Raw genomic sequence first — 14,656 nt, 5'->3', positions numbered from 1 at the left:
ACGGTGTTTCAGTCGCGATAGAACACCTGCACCAGGTGATAGCCGAATTTGCTTTTGATTGGCCCATGCACGACGCGCAACGGCTTTTTGAAGATCACCTGATCGATGGCACCGACCATTTGCCCAGGCCTGACTTCGCCCAGATCGCCGCCACGTTTGCCGGACGGGCAGCTAGAATGCTTTTTAGCCAGCACGTCAAATGCCTCACCCTTGGCAATGCGCAGCTTGAGCTGTTCGGCCTCTTCGGCGGTCTTCACCAGAATATGGCGGGCTTGGGCTTTCATGTCGCAATATCACCTGCTGCAAAAGGCTGCCATTATGCCTGCTCTTGCTGAGCGACGCCCGCACGTCACGCGTGCCGTCCTGACGGCCGTGGTCTTTTTACTTCATTTTGTACGGTATTGATTATGGATTTCCCGGCGCTGTTGAAGATTCTGGCCAGTCAGGACGGATCGGACCTGTACCTCTCCACCGGAGCACCACCGTGCGCCAAGTTCAACGGTGTGCTCAAGCCACTGGGCAGCGAAACCTTCAAGCCGGGGGAGGTCGCAGTCATTGCCCAGGGGCTTATGGACGAGGAGCAGAAGCTCGAGTTTCAACGCGAACTGGAGATGAACCTCGCCGTTTCTATGGCGGGTATCGGCCGGTTCCGGATCAATATCTTCATGCAGCGCAACGAGGTGTCCATCGTCGCGCGGAATATCAAGCTGGACATCCCGCGTTTCGAAGACCTGTTCCTGCCGCCCGTGCTGCTCGACGTGATCATGGAGAAGCGCGGTCTGGTGTTGTTTGTCGGGGCCACCGGTTCCGGGAAATCGACCTCTTTGGCGGCGCTGATCGACTACCGTAACCGCAACGCCAGCGGCCATATCATCACCATTGAAGACCCGGTCGAGTTCATCCATCGCCACAAGAAGTCGATCGTCAACCAGCGCGAAGTCGGGGTCGATACTCGCAGCTTCCATGCGGCACTGAAGAACACCCTGCGCCAAGCGCCGGATGTGATTCTGATCGGCGAGATTCGTGATCGCGAGACCATGGAGCATGCGCTGGCGTTTGCCGACACCGGCCACCTGGCGATCTCGACACTGCACGCCAACAACGCCAACCAGGCGCTGGACCGGATCATCAATTTCTTCCCGGAAGAGCGTCGCGCGCAGTTGCTGCATGACCTGGGCAACAACCTCAAGGCATTCGTCTCCCAGCGACTGGTCAGAACCCCGGATGGCAAGCGCCGCGCGGCGGTGGAAGTGATGATGGGCACGCCGACCATTCGCGACCTGATTCAGCGCAATGAACTGACCGAACTCAAGGGCATCATGGAGAAGTCCGGCAGCCTCGGTATGCAGACGTTCGACACGGCGCTATTCAATCTGGCCGTTGAAGGTGCAATCAGCGAAGAAGAAGCCCTCAAGAACGCCGACTCGCAAAACAACGTGCGCCTGCGCCTCAAACTGCACAGTGAAGGCGGCGCCGGGACCCTGACCACACCGCCGCCGGCACCGACCGGCAGCAGTACGGCAAGCACCGCCGAGTGGGGGCTGGTCGATGATGACGCGCCGGGTCCGCAGGCTTAAATCGGTGACGCTCCTACGCCTTCCGGGCAGAAGCTTCGCTGTGGGCCAGATCATTCAGGATGCGCGGCCGCCAGCAATTCCTGCGTGTAGGGATGTTGCGGCGCCTCGAAGACATCATGACTGGCGCCACGCTCGACGACTTTGCCATCCTTGACCACGATCACGTCGTGGGCGAGGGCTTTGACCACTGCCAGGTCATGGCTGATGAACAGATACGTCAGGCCATGCTTTTCCTGGAGTTCGCGCAACAGCGCCACGACCTGTTTCTGCACGGTGCGGTCCAGCGCCGATGTCGGCTCATCGAGCAGAATCAGTGCGGGTTTCAGCACCAGCGCGCGGGCAATGGCGATGCGCTGACGCTGGCCACCGGAAAACTCATGGGGATAGCGGTGCCGGCTCTGCGGGTCGATGCCGACTTCTTCCAGCGCCCGAATGACCTCTGCATCGCATTTCGCCGGGTTGTACTGGCTGTGCACCTCCAGTCCTTCACTGATGATCTGCGCCACTGACATGCGCGGGCTGAGGCTGCCGTAAGGGTCCTGAAAGACCACTTGCATCTCTTTACGCCACGGGCGCATCTGTTTCTGACTGAGGCCGTCCAGCGCCTGTCCGCGAAAGCGGATGCTGCCGCGTGACTCCAGCAGACGCAGGATCGCCTGGCCCAGTGTCGACTTGCCGGAACCCGACTCACCAACGATACCGAGGGTTTTGCCGCGCTCGATGCTCAGGCTGATGTCATCCACCGCCTTGAGGTATTCCTTGTGCCGCCGCAGGATGCCGCCGGTCAGGGAAAACCAGACCTTCAGGTTGTCGACTTGCAGCACCGTTTCCCGGGTGTCGCGTGGCAGCGGCTCGCCGGCAGGTTCGGCGTCCAGCAGCAGGCGGCTGTAGGGATGCTGAGGTGATTTGAACAGCGACTTGCAATCGGACTGCTCGACGATTTCGCCGGCGCGCATTACGCAGACGCGCTGAGCGACGCTGTGCACCAGGTTCAAGTCATGGCTGATCAACAGCAGCGACATGTTCAGGCGCTGCTGCAGCTCCTTGAGCAGCAGGAGGATTTTGCGTTGCACCGTGACGTCCAGCGCAGTGGTCGGCTCGTCCGCAATCAGCAGCTCCGGCTCGCAGGCCAGTGCCATGGCAATCATCACCCTCTGGCGCTGGCCCCCGGACAGCTCGTGCGGATAGGCTTTCAGGCGTTTTTCCGGCTGTTGAATGCCTACCAGCTCCAGCAGCTCGACAATGCGTTTTTGCGCTTCACGACCACTGATGCCGCGATGCAGCAACAATGTCTCGCCGATTTGCCTGGCTACGCTGTGCAGCGGGTTCAGCGAGGTCATCGGCTCCTGGAAAATCATCGCAATCCGGTTGCCACGCAGCTTGCGAAGGGTGCGGTCGTCGGCCCCCACCAGTTGTTGACCCCGGTAGGTGATGCTGCCTGTGGTCAGGGTGCCGCTGCGGGGCAGCAATTGCAGGATCGAATGGGCGGTGACGGACTTGCCGGAACCGGATTCGCCAACCAGTGCCAGACACTCGCCACGGTGCACATCCAGGCTCAGGTGGCTGACCACTTTCTGCCCGTTGAAGGCGACGCTCAGGTCGCGGATTTCGATCAGGTTTTCCGACATGTCAGGACCTCGGGTCGAAGGCGTCACGCAGCGCCTCTCCTATGAATACCAGCAGCGTCAGGATCAACGCGAGGGCAAAGAACGCCGTCAGCCCCAGCCAGGGCGCTTGCAGGTTCTGCTTGCCCTGGGCGATCAGTTCGCCCAGCGACGCGCTGCCGGCAGGCATGCCGAAGCCCAGAAAATCCAGTGCAGTGAGGGTCGAGATGGCACCGGTAAGAATGAACGGCAGATAGCTCAACGTCGCATTCATCGCGTTGGGCAGGATGTGGCGCAGGATCACTTTTCGATCCCCCAGACCGAGCGCGCGAGCGGCCTTGACGTACTCGAGGTTGCGGCCGCGCAGAAACTCGGCGCGCACCACATCGACCAGGGTCAGCCAGGAGAACAGCGCCATGATGCCCAGCAGCCACCAGAAATCGGGTTCGACGAAGCCTGACAGGATGATCAGCAGGTACAGCACCGGCAGGCCCGACCAGACCTCCAGCAGACGCTGACCGAACAGGTCGACCCAGCCGCCGTAATAGCCCTGCAACGCCCCGGCGCTGATGCCGATCAACGCGCTGATAAAGGTCAGTGCCAGCGCAAACAGGATCGACACCCGGGCGCCGAAGATGACCCGCGCCATGACGTCGCGAGCCTGATCGTCGGTGCCGAGCCAGTTTTCTACAGAGGGCGGGCTGGGGGCCGGGGTGGTCAGATCATAGTTGGGCGTGTCGTCACTGAACGGGATGGGCGGGAACAGCATCCAGCCGTCCCCTTTGCTGATCAGCGTGCGCACGTAGTCGCTGCGGTAATCGGGCTGGAATGGCAGCTCGCCGCCGAATTGCTGCTCGGTATAACGCTTGAACACCGGGAAATAGAGTGAGTGCTGATAGCTGACCAGCAGCGGCTTGTCATTGGCGATCAGTTCGCCACCCAGGGTCAGGGCAAACAGTCCGCAGAACAGCCACAGCGACCACCAGCCGCGGCGATTGCTGCGAAAGCGCTCCAGGCGACGACGGGCCAGCGGCGAAAGGCTGCGCATCATGCATTCCTCGCGCTGAAGTCGATTCTGGGGTCGACCAGCGTGTAGCAGATATCGCCGATCAGTTTTATCAGCAGGCCGAACACGGTGAAGATGAACAGCGAGCCGAACACCACCGGATAGTCCCGCGACACAGCGGCTTCATAGCTCATGCGGCCCAGGCCATCCAGCGAGAAGATCACCTCGATCAGCAGCGAACCGGCAAAGAACACGCTGATGAAGGCCTGCGGAATGCCCGACACCACCAGCAACATGGCATTGCGAAACACATGGCCATACAGCACCCGCCGCTCGCTCATGCCCTTGGCGCGGGCCGTGGTCACGTATTGGCGGGTGATTTCGTTGAGAAAGGAATGTTTGGTCAGCAGTGTCAGCGTGGCAAAGCCGCCAATGACCAGCGCCGAGACCGGCAGCGCCAAGTGCCAGAAATAGTCAGCGATCTTGCCGATCGTGGTCAGTTGCTCGAAATTGTCCGAGACCAGTCCGCGTACCGGAAACCAGTTCAGCGACGTGCCGCCACAGAACACCACCACCAGCAGCATGGCGAACAGAAAGGCTGGCATAGCGTAACCGATGATGATGGCGGTGCTGCTCCAGATATCGAACTGGCTGCCGTGTTTGACCGCTTTGCGAATCCCCAGCGGGATCGACACCAGGTACGTCAGCAATGTCGCCCAGAGCCCCAGCGATATCGACACCGGCATTTTCTGCAGAATGAGGTCGGTCACCGTTGCGCCGCGAAAGAAGCTGCTGCCGAAATCCAGTCGTGCGTAATTCTTCAGCATCAGCCAGAGACGTTCGTGCATTGGTTTGTCGAAACCGTATTGGCGTTCGATCTGCTTGATCAGTGCCGGGTCCAGCCCCCGCGACGCCTTGGAGTGGCCACCGGCGGACTCGCTGGCACCGGCGCCCACGGTCGCACCGCCGATCCCTTGCAGGCGAGCAATGGCCTGCTCCACAGGCCCACCCGGAGCGGCCTGCACGATGAAAAAGTTGACCAGCAGAATGCATAGCAGGGTAGGGATGATCAGCAGCAGGCGACGCAGAATATAACCCAGCATTCACTGCATCTCCGAAACGGTGGCTGATGCGCCGCGTTTTTCAGCGAATTGCTCATTGGTCAGCGGTGTCGGGCTGATTTCCCACCATGTTTCGATGGCCTCATTGTTGCTGGCCTGAATTTTCGGGATGCCGAAACGGTTCCACCAGACGGTTGAAGAGCCTGGCGGATAATAGTTGGGAATCCAGTAGTAGTTCCACTGCAGTACCCGGTCAAGGCAATGGGCGTAGTCGGTCATGGTCTGCTTGCTGTCGGCCTTGAGCAGGCCGGCAATCAGCGCATCGACGGCGGGGTCTTGCAGCGCCATGTAATTACTCGAGCCAGGGTCCATCGCCACTTTGGAGCCGAAACTGCTGTACAGCTCGGCACCGGGCGATGTCGAGACCGGGTAGCCGGTGACAATCATGTCGTAATCGCGGGCCATGACGCGGTTAAGGTATTGCGCGGCATCGATGCGGCGAATGTCGAAGTGGATACCGATCTGCGCCAGGGTGCGTTTGTAGGGCAGCAGCATTCGCTCGAAGCCTGTTTGTGCATTGAGAAAGGTGAAGCTGAAGGGTTCGCCCTGGGCATTCACCAGCTCATCGCCCTTTGGCGTCCAGCCTGCTTCCTTCATGAGGGCCAGCGCTTGCAGCTGCTTGTCGCGAATAAAGCCTGTGCCATCGGTTTTGGGCGTCTCGAACACGCTGTCGAACACCTGATCGGGGACTTTGCCGCGCAATGGTTCGAGGATTTTAAGCTCAGCCGGCGTGGGCAGTTCGCTGGCGGCCAACTCCGAGTTGGAGAAGAAGCTGTTCTGGCGGATGTACATGTTGCGCATCATCTGCCGGTTGGTCCATTCGAAGTCCCAGAGCAGCGACAGCGCCTGGCGCACGCGGCGGTCCTGGAACATGGGGCGGCTCAGGTTGAAGACGAAACCCTGCGAGCTTTGCACCGCGCCTCTGGCCAACTGGGCTTTCTGCAGGCGTCCGTCGCTGAGCGCCGGGCCGTCATAGCGAATTGAATAGCCGGTGGCCGAAAACTCGCGGTTGTAATCGTAAGCGCCGCCTTTGAGTACCGTACGTGCAACATCGGTGTCGCCGAAGTATTCGATGCTGAACCTGTCGAAGTTATACAGGCCTTTGCTGACCGGCAGGTCCTTGCCCCACCAGTCCGGATCGCGCTCGAAGGTGACGGTGCGGCCCGGGTCCACATGGCTGATCCTATAGGGCCCGCTGCCCGGCGGAATCTCAAAGCCGGCACCGCTGGCGAAGTCACGGGTTTTCCACCAGTGCTCGGGGAATACCGGAAGCGAAGCCAGATCGAGGGGCAGGGTGCGGTTATCGCTGTTCTTGAAGTCGAAGCGGATTTGCGAAGGTGATTCGACCTCCACGCCCTTGACCGCTTCAAACTGGGTCCGGTATTGCAGGTTGCCCTGCGTCATCAGCAGCTCGTAGGTGTACTTCACATCACTGGCGGTAATCGGCGTGCCGTCCGCGAAACGTGCCTTGGGGTTCAGGTAAAAGCGCAGGGAGAGGCCATCCGCGCCACGCTCCATTTTCTCGGCGACAAGCCCGTAGACGGTGTAGGGCTCATCCATCGAGCGCGTGGCCAGTGGGGAGTAGAGCATGCCATTGATCTGCGAAACGCCCATGCCCTTGTCGGTGAACGGCATCAGGTGATCGAACTGGCCGATTTCTATGGCCGAGCGCCGCATGCTGCCACCTTTGGGGGCGTCCGGGTTCACGTAATCGAAGTGCTTGAAGTCGGCGGGATAGCGTGGCGCTTCGCCGTAAACGGTCAGAGCGTGTTGCGGGGCTGCGGACAGCGATTGGGCAGCGCCAACGAAGGTCAGCGTCAAGGCGAGCAACGATGAAAAAACAAAACGCATGACTCGAATCCTGACTGACGTTCGCAAGCGAATGTCAGGGTTAAAGGCGACTGGCTGTACAGCGGTGACAACAATCATGGCAGAGCTCATGCCTCTGCATCGCGCTATCTTCTACAGACAAATGGGCGCTTCGCCAAGCCACTGCGCGCATGCCGGGTCACTGTGTCGTTGAAACGGCCACATACAAAAACGGCCCATCCGAAGATGAGCCGTCTGGCACCCGGTGCGACAGGATCAGTCCTGACGGCTGGTCACTTCCAGCAGGTGATAGCCGAACTGAGTCTTTACCGGACCCTGAACGGTGTTCACCGGAGCACTGAATACGACAGTGTCGAATTCCTTGACCATCTGGCCTGGACCGAACGAACCCAGGTCACCGCCTTGACGGCTCGACGGGCAGCTGGAATTGGCCTTGGCGATTTCAGCGAAATCAGCGCCGCCTTCGATCTGCGCCTTGAGTTCGTTGCATTTTTCTTCGCTCGAAACAAGGATGTGGCGGGCAGTGGCTTTAGCCATGGGGAATAATCTCCTGTGAAAAAAAAGAAACAGCCTACCGGATTCAGTGCGGTATTTCCCGACAAAGTTCCTTCGCTCTGTTTATCTGTAACGCAGACGGTCAACCGCACGACGCAGCAGGCGTTCGGTACCTTCCCAGCCAAGGCAGCCATCGGTGACCGAAACGCCGTACTGCAGCGTTCCGCCCAATGCCTGGCAGCCGTCGAACAGGTGGCTTTCGATCATCATGCCGATCAGCGAGGTGTTGCCTGACAAGCGCTGTTCCAGTACGTCCTCGAACACACCAGGCTGACGCAGCGGGTCCTTGCCACTGTTGGCGTGGCTGCAATCGACCATGATTCGCGACGCGACATTATTCTTGCTCAGGCTCGCCTGCACGTTGGCCACACTTTGGTGATCGTAATTGGGGCCGCCGTGACCGCCGCGCAGCACGATGTGCGTATCCGGATTGCCTTGTGTCTCGATAATCGCGGGGTGGCCATGACGGTCCATGCCAAAGTGGCGATGTGGATGCGCGGCCGAACGCATCGCGTCGCTGGCCACCGTCACGCCGCCGTCAGTACCGTTCTTGAACCCGACAGCCATGGGCAGGCCGCTGGCCATTTCCCTATGGATCTGCGATTCGGTGGTCCGAGCGCCAATCGCGACCCAACTGAGCAGATCGTCGAAGTAGCCCGCCGCCATGGGTTGCAGTATCTCGGTGGCGATCGGCAGGCCCAGGCCCAGCATCTCCAGCATCAATTGCCGCGACAGCGTCAGGCCCTCGGCCATGTCGTCACTGCCATCGAGGCGCGGATCGTAAGCCAGGCCTTTCCAGCCCACGGTCGTGCGCGGTTTTTCGACGTAAGCGCGCATTACCAGCAGCATCTGATCACTGACTTGCGCGGCAAGGTCGGCCAGTCGCTCAGCGTACTCAAGGGCGGATCGAGGGTCGTGGATCGAGCAGGGGCCGACGATGACCAGCAGTCGCGAGTCTTGGCCTTCAAGTATGGCGCGTACGGCGCGGCGATGGGCGGCAACCTGTTCGGTGAGCGCTGCGCCGAGGGGCAGACGCATCTTCAATTCCAGAGTACCTGGCAGGCGTTTCGAGGCGGGGCTGTTGTCCGCCAGATTGACGGCGTGGCTGGACAGGTCGGACGGGGTTACGGCAACGGACGAGTTCATGTTCTGGCTTCCTGGGCTGGCGGGAGCTCCCGCGCAGACCTACTGGGGTGTTCGACAAAGGGCTTCTAGAACCGGGGGTATGTGCTTGCCACCTGGCAGAGACCGAACGGAGGCGGCAGGCTGTCCCGAACGGAGGTGGCTAAATCGCCAGGCAAAATCGATGTCGTTGCGGTAATAAGTGGCGTAGTTCATGTCGTGATCCTCGATGCGATGCAGGTTGATTGCTTACGGCTGTTCTTGAACAGACCGTTGAAATACGTAGTCCTGAAAAAACAAAACCCCCGGTCGGGAAGCCGACCGGGGGTTAGAGAATTCTCTGGTTGGCGTCCCCTTAATGTGGGCGCCGGATGGGTATCAGGCGCGCCAGTGGCTAAACCAATACCCATAATAAGAATCAACGGATGCGCTCACCGAGGCCGCTTGCGCAGCCACGGCGCGCGCACGGCAAGCAATGCCGGTAGCAACGTCGAGTAGCGGTGAAGTGGATTGCAGCATGGTGGGTCTCCGTAGATTGAGCGCAAGCTTACTTCAGGAAAGGAGGCACCTTCAATTGGAAAATTCAATCAGCGGGATTATCGATTTCTGCGAAGGCAGGCAGATGGAATCTCGTTAGCGACAGCGAACCGCTCAACGGTCGACGGCATGCAGTATTCGGGGCGGGCTATTTTGCCTGCAACGCTGTATACCTGAATGCAGGCAACGGCTTTGGCGTTTTGTCCGGGATGCGTTGTCGCCAGCCAACAACGGCTATTATTCACGTGCATCTTCATGCAGGGCTTCCGTGTTCGGGACCGTCCCGATCTTCATGCCCAGCAGTACAGCTACCTTATGCGCTTCACCGCGCCTTCCTTTCTTGCGTCCTGCCAGTACCTGGTAAGTGGTCGCTGGATCAATGCTGTTTTCACGAGCGAACTCCTGAACAGATTTGCCCTGTTGATCCAGCCAAGCCTTGGCTTGTGCGGCGGTGCGTATTCCGGGCATAGTTCAAAACCGTTCAAATCTATTCAATTCCGCGGGATTCTAACATTCGTTAGGATAGCTACAACAGGATCATAGGTTCAAATGAGTGGAATCGGTTGCCGGTTGAGAAAGGAAAGAGAGCGTCTGAGGATGTCTCAGCGTACATTTGGTGAGATAGGAGGGGTCGAGGCCAACGCCCAAGGGAAGTACGAAAATGGTGATCGCGCGCCGAAGGCCGATTATCTGGCTGCGGTTGCGGCCAAAGGTGTTGACGTACTTTATGTGTTAACTGGGACGCGAACGCCGGTGCCGATCGACAACCTCAGTCTCATCGAAGAAAAGATCCTCGGCAATTACCGGGTGCTGGGCAAGGAAGATCAGGACGCTATCCGGCGCCTGACAACCACTATTGCCGAGCTCTCGGGGCTATCATCGGGGGCTGCGGAACTTCCGTCGGCCAAGTGATACAAGACCGGAACGGGCGTAGCCCTGCCGGCACATCGAGTTTTTACAGCCCTGCCTGATGTGCCTGCCATCATATTGATGTGAGACGTTGCTCGCAGTGCTAGGTCTGCCTCGTTGTTTTTGTTATGGTGATTGGCATTCGTTATGACCGTTGCGCGAGGTGTCTGCTTGATTAAGGTGCTAGTTGTCGATGACCATGATCTTGTCCGGACAGGCATCACACGCATGCTGGCCGACATTGATGGTCTGCAGGTTGTCGGGCAGGCCGATTCCGGCGAGGAATCCCTGAAGAAAGCGCGCGAGCTCAAGCCTGACGTCGTATTGATGGACGTCAAAATGCCGGGTATCGGAGGGCTGGAAGCCACGCGCAAGATGCTGCGCAGCCACCCTGATATCAAGGTCGTCGCTGTCACCGTCTGTGAAGAAGACCCTTTCCCGACCCGTTTGCTGCAGGCTGGCGCTGCCGGTTACATGACCAAGGGTGCCGGGCTTGCGGAAATGGTCCAGGCCATTCGCCTGGTGTTTGCCGGTCAGCGCTACATCAGCCCGCAGATTGCCCAGCAACTGGCATTGAAGTCGTTTCAGCCGCAAGTCAACAATTCGCCGTTCGATCTGCTGTCCGAGCGCGAGATCCAGATTGCTCTGATGATCGTCGGCTGCCAGAAAGTCCAGACCATCTCGGACAAGCTGTGCCTTTCACCGAAAACCGTTAATACCTACCGATACCGTATCTTTGAAAAGCTCTCGATCAGCAGTGATGTTGAACTGGCTTTGCTCGCTGTACGTCACGGCATGGTTGATGCCAGCGCCTGAACATGACCCAGACATTTGATCCAAGTGCATTTCTCGCGACCTGCAGCGGTCGCCCCGGCGTCTACCGTATGTTCGACGCCGAAGCCACACTGCTTTACGTCGGCAAGGCCAAGAACCTCAAGAAGCGTCTTGCCAGCTACTTCCGCAAGACTGGACACGCGCCCAAGACCGGGGCGCTGGTGTCGCGTATCGCCCAGATCGAAACCACCATCACGGGCAACGAAACCGAAGCGCTGTTGCTGGAGCAGACCCTCATCAAGGAGTGGCGGCCCCCGTACAACATTCTCTTGCGTGACGATAAGTCCTACCCCTATGTGTTTCTGTCCGATAACGCCTTTCCGCGGCTGAGCATTCATCGTGGCACCAAGAAGGCCAAGGGTCGTTATTTCGGGCCTTACCCAAGTGCAGGCGCGATTCGCGAGAGCCTCAGTCTGCTGCAAAAGACTTTCCAGGTGCGGCAGTGCGAGGACAGCTACTTCAAGAACCGCACACGTCCTTGCCTGCAATATCAGATCAAGCGCTGCAAAGGGCCATGTGTCGGGCTGGTCGAGCCTGAGGTGTATGCCGAGGACGTACGTCACTCGGTGATGTTTCTCGAAGGGCGCAGCAATGCCCTGAGCGACGAGCTGAACGCCTCCATGGAAAAAGCCGCGATGGCGCTCGATTTCGAACGTGCAGCCGAGTTGCGCGATCAGGTTGCCTTGTTGCGCCGCGTCCAGGATCAGCAAAGCATGGACGGCGGTACCGGCGATGTCGACGTGGTCGCCGCATTCGTCAACCCTGGCGGTGCCTGCGTGCACCTGATCAGCGTGCGGGGCGGGCGGGTGCTGGGCAGCAAGAACTTCTTTCCGCAGGTGGGCATAGAAGAGGAGGTCGGCGAAGTGATGTCGGCATTCCTGGCACAGTATTTCCTCGGCGGCATCGACCGTGAGCTGCCCGGCGAAGTTATCGTCAATGTCATCAACGACGATTTCCCCGCGTTCGTCGACGCCGTCGAAGAGCTGCGCGGCGTCGAGATGGTCATCAGTCATCGCGTGCGCGGCACCCGGGCGCGCTGGCAGCAAATGGCGGTCACCAATGCCGAGCAGGCACTGACCGCGCGGCTGGCCAACCGTCAGCACGTTGCTTCTCGGTTCGAAGCGCTGGCCAAGGTGCTGGGTCTCGAAGACCCGCCAATGCGCCTGGAATGCTACGACATCAGCCACTCCAGCGGTGAGGCGACCGTAGCGTCCTGCGTGGTGTTCGGCCCCGAAGGCCCGATCAAGTCCGATTACCGGCGTTTCAATATCGAAGGCGTAACTGCAGGCGACGACTATGCCGCCATGCACCAGGCGTTGACCCGGCGTTACAGCCGCATCAAGGCCGGGGAGGGCAAGTTGCCTGACGTGCTGCTGGTGGACGGCGGCAAGGGGCAGATGTCCATGGCGCGCGACGTGCTCAATGAATTACAGGTTCCTGATCTCATCCTGCTCGGTGTGGCCAAGGGCACCACGCGCAAGGCAGGTTTCGAGACTTTGTATCTGAACGACTCGGCGCATGAATTCACGTTGCCCGGCGACTCTCCGGCCCTGCACCTTATTCAGCAGATTCGCGACGAGGCACACCGTTTCGCGATCACCGGCCACCGTGCCCGCCGCGGCAAGACCCGGCGTACATCGACCCTCGAGGGCGTGGCGGGTGTCGGGCCGACCCGGCGTCGTGACCTGCTCAAACATTTCGGCGGATTGCAGGAATTGTCCCGTGCCAGCATCGATGAAATAGCAAAAGCACCCGGAATCAGCAAAAAGCTGGCAGAGTCGATTTATGCAAACCTGCACAGCGAGTAGAATGCTCGTTCACCTCGTAGCCAGTTGTGCCGATGAATATCCCTAATCTGATCACCGTACTACGCGTTTTACTGATTCCGATCTTCATTTTGTTGTTCTACATGCCTTATCACTGGAGCTACATGGCGGCCAGTGCAGTCTTTGCGTTCGCTGCGGCGACCGACTGGCTCGACGGGTATCTGGCCCGCCGTCTTGAACAAAGCACGCCCTTTGGTGCCTTTCTCGATCCGGTAGCCGACAAACTGATGGTGGCCGTGGCATTGGTGCTGCTGGTTCAGGCGCATGCCAATCTATGGCTGACGCTGCCCGCCGCGGTGATCATCGGCCGTGAAATCGTAATCTCTGCACTCCGCGAATGGATGGCGGAAATCGGCGCGCGTGCGCAGGTTGCCGTTTCCAACATGGGCAAGTGGAAGACAGCGGCGCAGATGCTCGCGCTGGTCATTCTGCTCGGTAACCCGCCGGCCATCACCGTTTGGGTCATTCTTGGCTATGCGTTGCTGCTTATCGCTGCGGGGCTGACACTCTGGTCCATGGTGCAATACCTGAGAGCCGCATGGCCGCACCTCAGGACGACTGCAGAAAAAAAATAAGTTTTTGAATCAAAGGCTTGACGCCGCTATCTGAACCGCTAGAATAGCGCCCGTCATCAAGACAATGCGGGAATAGCTCAGTTGGTAGAGCACGACCTTGCCAAGGTCGGGGTCGCGAGTTCGAGTCTCGTTTCCCGCTCCAAATATTGATTCACTGAACCCTGCGGGCTTAGTGAATCAGCAAAAAAAGACGCCCAGGCGTCTTTTTTCGTTTCTGCGGTAAGCAGTCCTTGTTTACCTTTCCGTACTGGAATTCCGCTTGGCCGAAGCAGGTTTTGCGTCCGGGACCGCACAGCTGTTGCTACTGCAACGGCGGCTGCCGTCAGGGTGGGGCAGCCAGGCAAGGTAAGGGCGCGAGCGGCAAAAAAGCCGGTAGCCCAGGTTGAACACGGGCCTCATGAATCGCCACGACAGCGGCGCGACCCACGCACCCAGGCCGGCCGCTCGCCAACTCCAGAGTGTCGCGTCCAGACCCTTGACCCACGTGCCATCGTTGAATCTGGCGTGCAGTAACGACTCCATATCCTCAAGTGTGAATCCCAGAGAAGTGGCGTCAAAGGTGTCATCACGAATATCCACGAACAAAAGCCGCTCAGGCTTTGCATGGGCGCGCAGGGTTCTGACCTCTCGGGCGCAGAGCGGGCAGTCACCATCGAAGTAAAGTGTCAGCGGCCATTCAAATTTCTTGTACATCGCTAATAGTCTTGTATAGGTTTTTTACACCTTATGCTCAAAAGACCGTGCTGACAATGGGCGGTGGCCTTCATCCGGGCCTTGGGTTTCGAGTACTACCGATCCAAGGGGTGTTTAGCCCACACTTACCTGACACGCTGCCTGTCTTTCCAGGTCAATAATCTTAAAGCCATCAAAAGTATACCGGTGTGTACATTTTAGATTGACGAGCGCTTTGCAAACGTCTAAAAGTATACACCTTGGTACAGTTTTGGTGTTGCCGGTTTCGCTACGAGCGACGGCAAAGCCCAAACGGAATGAGTCATCTTTCAGTGCCAACAGATAGCGAACGATTGAATGCCGTGCAATGCGGTATCAACGTTCGCGAATAGCCCGCAACAGGCAAAAAAGAGAGCTCCTCACTAGAAACAATGCTGTTCAAGCGCGTTGCCTGCAGGCGTGCCTGATGGACGGTGAGCGTTTGAATT

General features: G+C 58.9%; 14 protein-coding genes and 1 tRNA gene. 6 read left to right on the top strand and 9 right to left on the bottom strand.

Annotation, left to right across the window (positions count from 1 at the left end):
* Window positions 1–8: 8 nt before the first annotated feature.
* Window positions 9–284 (bottom strand): peptidylprolyl isomerase, encoded by a 276-nt coding sequence (locus JOE39_RS08320; RefSeq protein ID WP_002553334.1) that lies wholly within the window; start codon window positions 282–284, stop codon window positions 9–11.
* A 123-nt stretch (window positions 285–407) separates the two neighbouring features.
* On the opposite strand from JOE39_RS08320, the gene JOE39_RS08315 reads away from it, so the two are divergent.
* Window positions 408–1,577, top strand: a complete 1,170-nt coding sequence (locus tag JOE39_RS08315; protein ID WP_010408289.1) for a PilT/PilU family type 4a pilus ATPase — start codon at window positions 408–410, stop codon at window positions 1,575–1,577.
* A 50-nt stretch (window positions 1,578–1,627) separates the two neighbouring features.
* On the opposite strand, the gene JOE39_RS08310 is transcribed toward JOE39_RS08315, so the two are convergent.
* The 7 genes from JOE39_RS08310 to JOE39_RS08280 all read right to left on the bottom strand — a co-directional run bounded on the left by JOE39_RS08310 (window position 1,628) and on the right by JOE39_RS08280 (window position 9,820).
* Window positions 1,628–3,205 carry an ABC transporter ATP-binding protein gene (locus JOE39_RS08310; protein WP_032662137.1) on the bottom strand — a complete coding sequence of 526 codons (1,578 nt, stop codon included), beginning with the start codon at window positions 3,203–3,205 and terminating at the stop codon, window positions 1,628–1,630.
* 1 nt (window position 3,206) lies between these two features.
* On the bottom strand, window positions 3,207–4,229 hold the full coding sequence (locus JOE39_RS08305; protein WP_003393951.1) for an ABC transporter permease: 1,023 nt from the start codon (window positions 4,227–4,229) through the stop codon (window positions 3,207–3,209).
* Window positions 4,229–5,290, bottom strand: coding sequence for a microcin C ABC transporter permease YejB (locus JOE39_RS08300; RefSeq protein ID WP_010408276.1), 1,062 nt, complete (start codon window positions 5,288–5,290; stop codon window positions 4,229–4,231). Before JOE39_RS08300 ends, JOE39_RS08305 begins: the two co-directional genes overlap by 1 nt.
* Window positions 5,291–7,159, bottom strand: a complete 1,869-nt coding sequence (locus tag JOE39_RS08295) for an extracellular solute-binding protein (RefSeq protein ID WP_210077493.1) — start codon at window positions 7,157–7,159, stop codon at window positions 5,291–5,293.
* A 234-nt stretch (window positions 7,160–7,393) separates the two neighbouring features.
* Window positions 7,394–7,675, bottom strand: a complete 282-nt coding sequence (locus tag JOE39_RS08290) for a peptidylprolyl isomerase (RefSeq protein WP_002553340.1) — start codon at window positions 7,673–7,675, stop codon at window positions 7,394–7,396.
* A gap of 81 nt (window positions 7,676–7,756) precedes the next feature.
* Complete coding sequence (locus tag JOE39_RS08285; protein WP_003318550.1) at window positions 7,757–8,839, bottom strand: 3-deoxy-7-phosphoheptulonate synthase; 1,083 nt, start codon at window positions 8,837–8,839, stop codon at window positions 7,757–7,759.
* A gap of 750 nt (window positions 8,840–9,589) precedes the next feature.
* The gene (locus JOE39_RS08280) at window positions 9,590–9,820 is read right to left on the bottom strand and encodes a DNA-binding protein (RefSeq protein ID WP_003318551.1); all 231 of its coding nucleotides are present in this window, start codon (window positions 9,818–9,820) and stop codon (window positions 9,590–9,592) included.
* Between the two features lie 129 nt (window positions 9,821–9,949).
* Here JOE39_RS08280 and JOE39_RS08275 point away from each other — a divergent pair, with 129 nt between their 5' ends.
* The 5 genes from JOE39_RS08275 (at window position 9,950) to JOE39_RS08255 (ending at window position 13,638) form a co-directional block, all read left to right on the top strand.
* Window positions 9,950–10,264, top strand: a complete 315-nt coding sequence (locus tag JOE39_RS08275) for a transcriptional regulator (protein WP_026175340.1) — start codon at window positions 9,950–9,952, stop codon at window positions 10,262–10,264.
* A 168-nt stretch (window positions 10,265–10,432) separates the two neighbouring features.
* Window positions 10,433–11,077 (top strand): UvrY/SirA/GacA family response regulator transcription factor, encoded by a 645-nt coding sequence (uvrY, locus tag JOE39_RS08270; protein WP_002553344.1) that lies wholly within the window; start codon window positions 10,433–10,435, stop codon window positions 11,075–11,077.
* Between the two features lie 2 nt (window positions 11,078–11,079).
* Window positions 11,080–12,903 (top strand): excinuclease ABC subunit UvrC, encoded by a 1,824-nt coding sequence (uvrC, locus tag JOE39_RS08265; protein ID WP_003393963.1) that lies wholly within the window; start codon window positions 11,080–11,082, stop codon window positions 12,901–12,903.
* Window positions 12,904–12,935: 32 nt separating this feature from the next.
* Window positions 12,936–13,496, top strand: a complete 561-nt coding sequence (gene pgsA / locus JOE39_RS08260; RefSeq protein WP_003410850.1) for a CDP-diacylglycerol--glycerol-3-phosphate 3-phosphatidyltransferase — start codon at window positions 12,936–12,938, stop codon at window positions 13,494–13,496.
* A gap of 66 nt (window positions 13,497–13,562) precedes the next feature.
* Window positions 13,563–13,638 (top strand) — tRNA-Gly (locus tag JOE39_RS08255).
* Window positions 13,639–13,730: 92 nt separating this feature from the next.
* On the opposite strand, the gene JOE39_RS08250 is transcribed toward JOE39_RS08255, so the two are convergent.
* A complete protein-coding gene (locus JOE39_RS08250; RefSeq protein WP_003393966.1) occupies window positions 13,731–14,189 on the bottom strand; it encodes a DUF393 domain-containing protein in 459 nt (152 codons plus the stop codon).
* Window positions 14,190–14,656: the final 467 nt, after the last annotated feature.

Origin of the sequence: Pseudomonas sp. PvP100, from assembly GCF_017833055.1 — a bacterium.
Lineage (GTDB): Bacteria > Pseudomonadota > Gammaproteobacteria > Pseudomonadales > Pseudomonadaceae > Aquipseudomonas > Aquipseudomonas syringae.
Note: the sequence above shows the minus strand (reverse complement) of the source record. Positions and strands in the feature narration are given on the sequence as shown.